Source organism: Azospirillum soli (assembly GCF_017876165.1).
Taxonomy (GTDB): Bacteria; Pseudomonadota; Alphaproteobacteria; order Azospirillales; family Azospirillaceae; genus Azospirillum; species Azospirillum soli.
This window is the reverse complement of record NZ_JAGINQ010000036.1, coordinates 39,243-45,329: the sequence shown is the minus strand read 5'-3', so window position 1 is coordinate 45,329 and position 6,087 is coordinate 39,243. Positions and strand designations below refer to the sequence as shown.

Sequence of the window (6,087 nt, the reverse complement as noted above, 5' to 3'; positions counted from 1 at the left end):
TTACGCGACATGATCGCCGTCGCGTAACTCACCCCATCCAATTCAGCACGCCGCCAGGCCCTCAATCACGTTGTGGCGCAAGATCTGACACAACCGCGGACACTGCCCTCACGCCGATTTGTGCGCTTAAGTCCACCGGGACCGGTCGCAGGACAACCGACGGCACAGTCATGGGACGACCGGCAGGATCAATCGCGAACGGTGCGTGGAGTCACGATAGATCTTGTGGCTCACGGCACGGCCGCTCGGCAGGTGGTAGCTGTCGGGCGGCAGCAGGGCTGCGTGCGCGTCGGTGAAGGACTCGTTGCAGGACAGCTCAAGCTCCAGGCGATGGCCGGGCTTGAACTGGTTGGAGAAGGGATAAAGCAGGATCGCGTATTCGATGATCTCGCCCGGCGGGACTGGCACGGCGCGGGTGTGCGGGTGGAAGGGCGCGTCGGGACGCGACTTCTCCGGATCCAGCTCGCGGTGCGACGCCTTCAGGTAGCCCGAGGTGACCATCTGGCGCGTGCCGTTGGGAGTGACGTCGTACAACTTGGCGATCAGGTTGGTGTCATCGCTGTCGATGGACACGAAGACGTTCAGGGCGCCCGATCCGGTCATCTCGACCGCTTCCTCGAAGGCGGGCGACGTCCAGCGCAACGTCTCCACCGTCGAGGTCACCGTCATCGGCGCCTGATAGAAGCCGTCGGGCGGCGCGCTGACGGTGGGCAGGGCTTCGGACGTGCGCGACAGGCGACCGCGCGGACGCAGGTAGAATTCGGTCAGCTGGCGCTCGGGCAGCGGCCACTGGTCGGCCTGCCGCCACGCGCGCTTGCCCTCGACGAAGATGTTGACCGGCGGCTCGTCCATGATGCCGTTGTCGATGCCCTTCAGCCAGTAGTCGTACCAGCGGAACATCTCCTCGTGGGATTCGTGGAAGGGCCGCTCCTGCATCGGCGGCAGCGGCTGGAGGTCCAGCTTCTTCGGCCCCTTCAGCGCGTGGTACGTGTTGATGTGGCCCTCGACGGTCCAGCCGCGCCCCCACTTGGTCTGGATGTAGGTCGGGATGGTGACGTTGTGGGCCTTGGCCAGCGGCGCGTTCTCCTCGTAGAAGGGCCCGTTGGTCGGGTTCATCACGAAGTCGAAATACAGCTCGCGCGTCTTGGGGTAGTTGACCAGATGCACGAGGTTCGGCCAGTTGGCGATGTCGGGATCGGCCAGCCGCTCCGCGACGCGGGCCTTCAGCTCCTCCGGCGGGGTGTCGCGCAGCGTGCGCGAAATGACCTCGCGCACGGCGATGCCGCTGTCGCCGCCGCGCCCCTCGCGCGAGGCGCGCGGCATGAACCACAGGATGCCGCCGTGGTACGCCAGCTCGTACAGGTCGAAATGGCCGCCGTTGCAGAAGATCGCCTTCAGGTGCGGCGGGTTTTCGGCGGCGCCCAGGATCTGGACGGAGGCGTAGTAGGAAATGCCGACCATGCCGACATTGCCGCTGCACCAGGGCTGGGCGGCGATCCATTCCACGAGGTCGTAGATGTCCTGCCCCTCGCCATGGCCGCCGGTGTTGTAGTTGCCGCACAGCTCGCCTTCGGACTGGCCGGTGCCGCGAACGTCGGCGATGATGTGGGCGTAGCCGTTCGCGACGATGCGGCGGATGTCGCCGGCCTCGATGCAGCCGTCCCACAACGGGCTCGGGCGCGCCTGCGGCGGCAGAGTCAATGACAGCGCCTGGAGTTCCTTGCCGTAGGGGCCAAGCGCCAGCAGCGCCGGAACCTTCTCGGCGCCCTCGGGGCGGTACACATCGGTGGCGATGCGCACGCCGTCGCGCATGGTGACGAAAACGTCCTTCTCGACGACCATGGCGTCGGTGTTCTGTGCCGTCATGACAATATGCTCCCTGCGGCCTCCCCTTCGGTGAGGCCGTCGTTTAAAAATTGAAAGCGTGAAGGACTTCAGTCCTCGAGAACGATCCAGTTTTCCGCCGCGATGGACACCTTCACCCGGTCGCCGGCCGAGAACAGCAGGCGCGAGGTGGCGTGGGCCGGCAGGACGGTTTCGCCGATGCGCACCACATATTCGAGCATCCGCCCGGAGAAGAGGCGCGAGACGATGGTCGCGTCCAGGCCGTCCGGCAACTCGTCGGCGGTGCCGATGTGGACGTGCTCCGGCCGCACCGCCAGGGTGTGCGCCGATGCCTCGCCGTAGCGGCGCTGCGTCGTGACCACGGTGCCGAGCGTGGTGGAGAAGACCGCGCCCCGCTCCTCGTCGCGCTCGAAGCGGGCCGGCAGGAACGTCGCCTGGCCGAGGAACTCGGCGGTGAAGCGGTGGCGCGGACGCAGGTAGAGGTCCGCCGGGTTGCCAAGTTCGATCAGCTCGCCCGCGCGCATCAGGGCGACGCGGTCGGACATCGACATCGCCTCGTCCTGGTCGTGCGTCACGTAGATCGCCGTGGTGTCGATCCGCTGCTGCAATTCGCGCAGTTCGACGCGCATCTGGTCGCGCAGCTTGGCGTCCAGGTTCGACAGCGGCTCGTCCAGCAGGATCAGCTTGGCGTTCTTGACCAGCGCGCGGGCCAGCGCCACGCGCTGCTGCTGGCCGCCGGACAGCATCGTCGCCGAGCGGTCGGCGTAGGGCTCCAGCCCGACCATCGCCAGCGCCTTGCGCACCCGCTCGTCGCGCTCGGCCCGGCCGACGCGGGCCATCTCCAGCGGAAAGGCGACGTTCTGCGCCACCGTCATGTGCGGCCACACCGCGTAGGACTGGAAGACCATGGCGATGTCGCGCTTCTCGGTCGGGACGCTCGCCCCATCCTTGAAGACGGTGGCGCCCTGGATGGCGATGCGGCCGGTGTCCGGATTTTCCAGGCCGGCGATGCTGCGCAGGCAGGTGGTCTTTCCGCAGCCCGAAGGCCCCAGCAACGTGAAGAACTCGCCCCGCCCCACCGAGAGCGAAACGCCCTTCAGGGCGTGGTGGGACAGGGATCCCAACCGGTAGGTGAGCTGAAGATCATTGACCTCGAGCATGGTCTCTCTCGCTTCCTTGGGGCGTCAACGTGGCTCGGCCGGCGGCGTGGCCGCCACGGTCGTTTTGGCGGCCGCCTTGTCCTCCAGGTTCAGGCCGGCCGACCCCCAGTCGGTGCGGGCGACGTCGGTGATGACGATCTGGACGGAGCTGTCGTTGCACCCGATGGCGCGGACGGTCTCCCGCGTGAAGGAGGCGATGAGGTCGCGCTTCTGGTCCAGGCTGCGGCCTTCGGTGAGCATGACGTGGATGAAGGGCATGGGGATCTCCGTAAGGCTCAGTTCGTGGCGGTGCGCGTGGTCAGGCGGGAGACCAGCTGCCAAAGCAGAAGCAGGCTGGAGGTGCCGACGATCAGCCAGATGCCGATCGCGGCGGAGCGGGTGACGTCGCCGCCGGCCCAGGCGTCCCACAGCAGGGTGGTGACGACCGAATTGTCGTAGCCCTGCAGCATCAGCGCGGTGGACAGCTCGCGCAGGGAGTGCGAGGCGACCCAGACCCAGACGCCGAGCAGGGCCGGCAGCACGATCGGCAGGGTGATGCGCAGCATGACCTTGGCCGGCGAGCCGCCCGACGTGCGCCCGGCCTCCTCCAGCTCGTTGTGGACCTGAAGCATCACGTTTCCGGCCAGACGCGCGCCGTAGGGCAGATACTGCGTCAGATAGCCGGCGACGATGATCCAGATGGTGCCGTAGATCGGAACGGCGCTGCCGAGGGCGAGATAGACGTAGATCAGGGCGACGCCGATCATCACGCCCGGAATGGCCAGCGGGATGAAGGCCAGGTTGTCGATGACGGCACGCCCCGGCAAACGGCTGCGCACCACCATCCAAGAGACCAGCCCGCCGATGATCGTCACCAGCGTCGCCGCGACCACGGCCACGGTCAGCGAGTTGCCGACCGAACCGACGAAGGCGTCGCTCTCGAACAGGCCGGCGTGGTTCTCCAGCGTCAGCAGGCTGAGGCTGTCCATGGTCGGGGCGGTCGGATAGGGCAGAAGGCTCATCCAGGCCAGCACGCCGAGCGGCAGCAACAGCGCCACCAGCACATAGAGGCCGAGCAGGCCGGCGACGGCCCACTTCCACGGCCCCAGACGGTACATGCGCGGCCGGAAGGCCTTGCCGGTCACCGTCACGAAGCGGCGCGACTGCGCGGTCATGCGCCGGTAGGCCCAGCCCATCGCCAGCAGCATCACCAGGAACAGCATGGCCAGCGCGCTGACCTCGCCGTAGAGCGGCGCGCCGGTCGGCGAATTGTTCATCAGGTAGAAGACGCGGGTGCTGAGCACGTAGATCCGCGACGGCATGCCGAGCGCGCCGGGAATGTCGAACAGCACGAAGCAGGCGATCAGGATGATGATGCCGGCGGTCGCCAGCGCCGGGGCGATCATCGGCAGGACCGTGCGCGTCACCGTCTTCAGGAAGCCGGCGCCGCAGGTGCGCGCCGCCTCCTCCAGGCTGGGGTCGAGGTTGCGCAGGGTCGGCGCGATGATGAGGAAGGCGGTCGGCACCAGGGACAGCCCCTGGATCAGGATCATCCCCGTCATGGTGTAGGGGTTCAGCAGCGGCCCGTCGATGAAGGGCCGCAGCATCTGGTTAATCAGGCCGTTGCGCGGGTTCCCCAGCAACGCCCAGCCGAGGGCCAGCAGCAGCGGGGGAATCGCGATCGGGATCAGCACCATGATCCGGAACAGGACGCGGCCGGGCACGTCCGTCCGCTCCAGAACCCAGGCCAGCAGAAGCGCCGTGGACACCGCGACGGCCGTCGCCCCGACGGCGAACACCACCGTGTTGGACAGCAGGCTGAGGAACTCGACGTTGCCGTAGGCCTTGGCGTAGTTCCCGAGCGTCCAGCCGTCATCCAGCGGGAAGCCGGTCGGCCGCAGGCTGCTGATGATGAGCGCCGCCAGGGGGGCGACGACGAGATAGGCGAGGATGGCGCCGAGCGCGAGCGTCGGCATCCATTCCCTCCACCCCCGGCCGCTCCGACGGACGGGCGCCGCCGAAACGGGGGAGTGCGTCGCGATGTCTGCGGGCATGATGGTCGCTTACTTGGCCAGCAGGGCGTTGTACGCTTCGTAGATGCGCGCGTACTCGTCGTAGCGGGACAGCGGGATTTCGGCGACCTCCTTGCCGGCGGCCATCTTGCCGTAGTTGGTCTCCGGAACGCGCAGGTTACCCCGGCCGGTGGCCCCCTCGTAGGCCAGCGCGCCCTCGGTGGTGGTCAGCCAGGCGGCGAAGAGCTTGCCGCCGTCCGGGTTCTTTCCGCCCTTGGGGATGAAGGTGTAGATGGTGGTGACCGGGATCGGGTTCGGGATCACCAGGCTGATCGGGCCGCCCTTGCGGACGGTCGGCAGCGTGGCGTGCGCCGCGCCCCAACCCACGGCCAGCTCGCCCGACGCCATCGACTGAACCATCGGGAAGGAGCTGGGGAACAGCATGGGGTTCTGCTGCTTGAGCTTCTCGATGTAGGCGGTGGTCTTCTCCTCGCCCCACACGGCCGACAGCGAGGTCTCGGACTCCGACCGGTTCCACAGGCCGATACGGCCCTTCCAGCGCGGATCCAGCAGGGCCTCGAAGGTCTTCGGGGCCTCCGCCTCCTTCACCGCCTTGTTGTTGTAGATGATGACGTAGGCGCTGGCGGCGATGGAGACCGCGTAGGGTTCCGGCGCCATCTCCTTGGCGACTCCCAGCGCGCTCCAGTCCACGTTCATCAGCATGTCGCGCTTGGCGAGCTGCATCAGGATGGGCGGGCCGTTGGACGCCACGTCGGCGGTACGCCCGCCGCCCTGGGTCTCCTGGATGATGCGGGCGGCCATGGCGTTGCCGCCGGTGTCGCGCACGTGTTGCAGCTCGACGCCCGGAAAACGCTCCTGGAACTTCTTGATGAGCGGCTTCATCTCCTCGGTCGGGCTGCTCTCGTACCAGAGGATCGGACCGGCGGCGGCGGCCTTCTTCGCCAGATCGGCGAGCGAGTCCGCGCGCGCCGTGCTTGCCGTGGCCATGGTGCCCATGGCCATGCTGCTAAGGGCCGCCACCGTGACGGCGTAGGTCATGAAACTCTTCATCGACATTCTTGTGTCCCTCC

At 67.6% G+C, this 6,087-nt stretch carries 5 protein-coding genes; all 5 read right to left on the bottom strand.

All coding sequences use genetic code 11. From position 1 onward, the window contains the following. Positions 1–168 precede the first annotated feature (168 nt). The 5 genes from J2852_RS29590 to J2852_RS29570 all read right to left on the bottom strand — a co-directional run bounded on the left by J2852_RS29590 (position 169) and on the right by J2852_RS29570 (position 6,073). A complete protein-coding gene (locus tag J2852_RS29590) occupies positions 169–1,866 on the bottom strand; it encodes a CocE/NonD family hydrolase (protein ID WP_209882619.1) in 1,698 nt (565 codons plus the stop codon). 68 nt (positions 1,867–1,934) lie between these two features. Continuing rightward, positions 1,935–3,005: an ABC transporter ATP-binding protein gene (locus J2852_RS29585; RefSeq protein WP_209882617.1), complete on the bottom strand. Its 1,071-nt coding sequence runs from the start codon at positions 3,003–3,005 to the stop codon at positions 1,935–1,937. 24 nt (positions 3,006–3,029) lie between these two features. After that, positions 3,030–3,263, bottom strand: a complete 234-nt coding sequence (locus J2852_RS29580; protein ID WP_209882616.1) for a tautomerase family protein — start codon at positions 3,261–3,263, stop codon at positions 3,030–3,032. Positions 3,264–3,280: 17 nt separating this feature from the next. Continuing rightward, positions 3,281–4,960, bottom strand: a complete 1,680-nt coding sequence (locus J2852_RS29575; protein ID WP_209882614.1) for an ABC transporter permease — start codon at positions 4,958–4,960, stop codon at positions 3,281–3,283. An 87-nt stretch (positions 4,961–5,047) separates the two neighbouring features. After that, positions 5,048–6,073 carry an ABC transporter substrate-binding protein gene (locus J2852_RS29570; protein WP_209882612.1) on the bottom strand — a complete coding sequence of 342 codons (1,026 nt, stop codon included), beginning with the start codon at positions 6,071–6,073 and terminating at the stop codon, positions 5,048–5,050. Between the last annotated feature and the right edge of the window lie 14 nt (positions 6,074–6,087).

What these genes read in the sequence shown, in the direction of transcription:
- J2852_RS29585 (WP_209882617.1), bottom strand. Translation starts at nt 3,005, where the DNA reads ATGCTCGAGGTCAATGATCTTCAGCTCACCTACCGGTTGGGATCCCTG.
- J2852_RS29590 (WP_209882619.1), bottom strand. Translation starts at nt 1,866, where the DNA reads ATGACGGCACAGAACACCGACGCCATGGTCGTCGAGAAGGACGTTTTC.
- J2852_RS29575 (WP_209882614.1), bottom strand. Translation starts at nt 4,960, where the DNA reads ATGCCGACGCTCGCGCTCGGCGCCATCCTCGCCTATCTCGTCGTCGCC.
- J2852_RS29570 (WP_209882612.1), bottom strand. Translation starts at nt 6,073, where the DNA reads ATGTCGATGAAGAGTTTCATGACCTACGCCGTCACGGTGGCGGCCCTT.
- J2852_RS29580 (WP_209882616.1), bottom strand. Translation starts at nt 3,263, where the DNA reads ATGCCCTTCATCCACGTCATGCTCACCGAAGGCCGCAGCCTGGACCAG.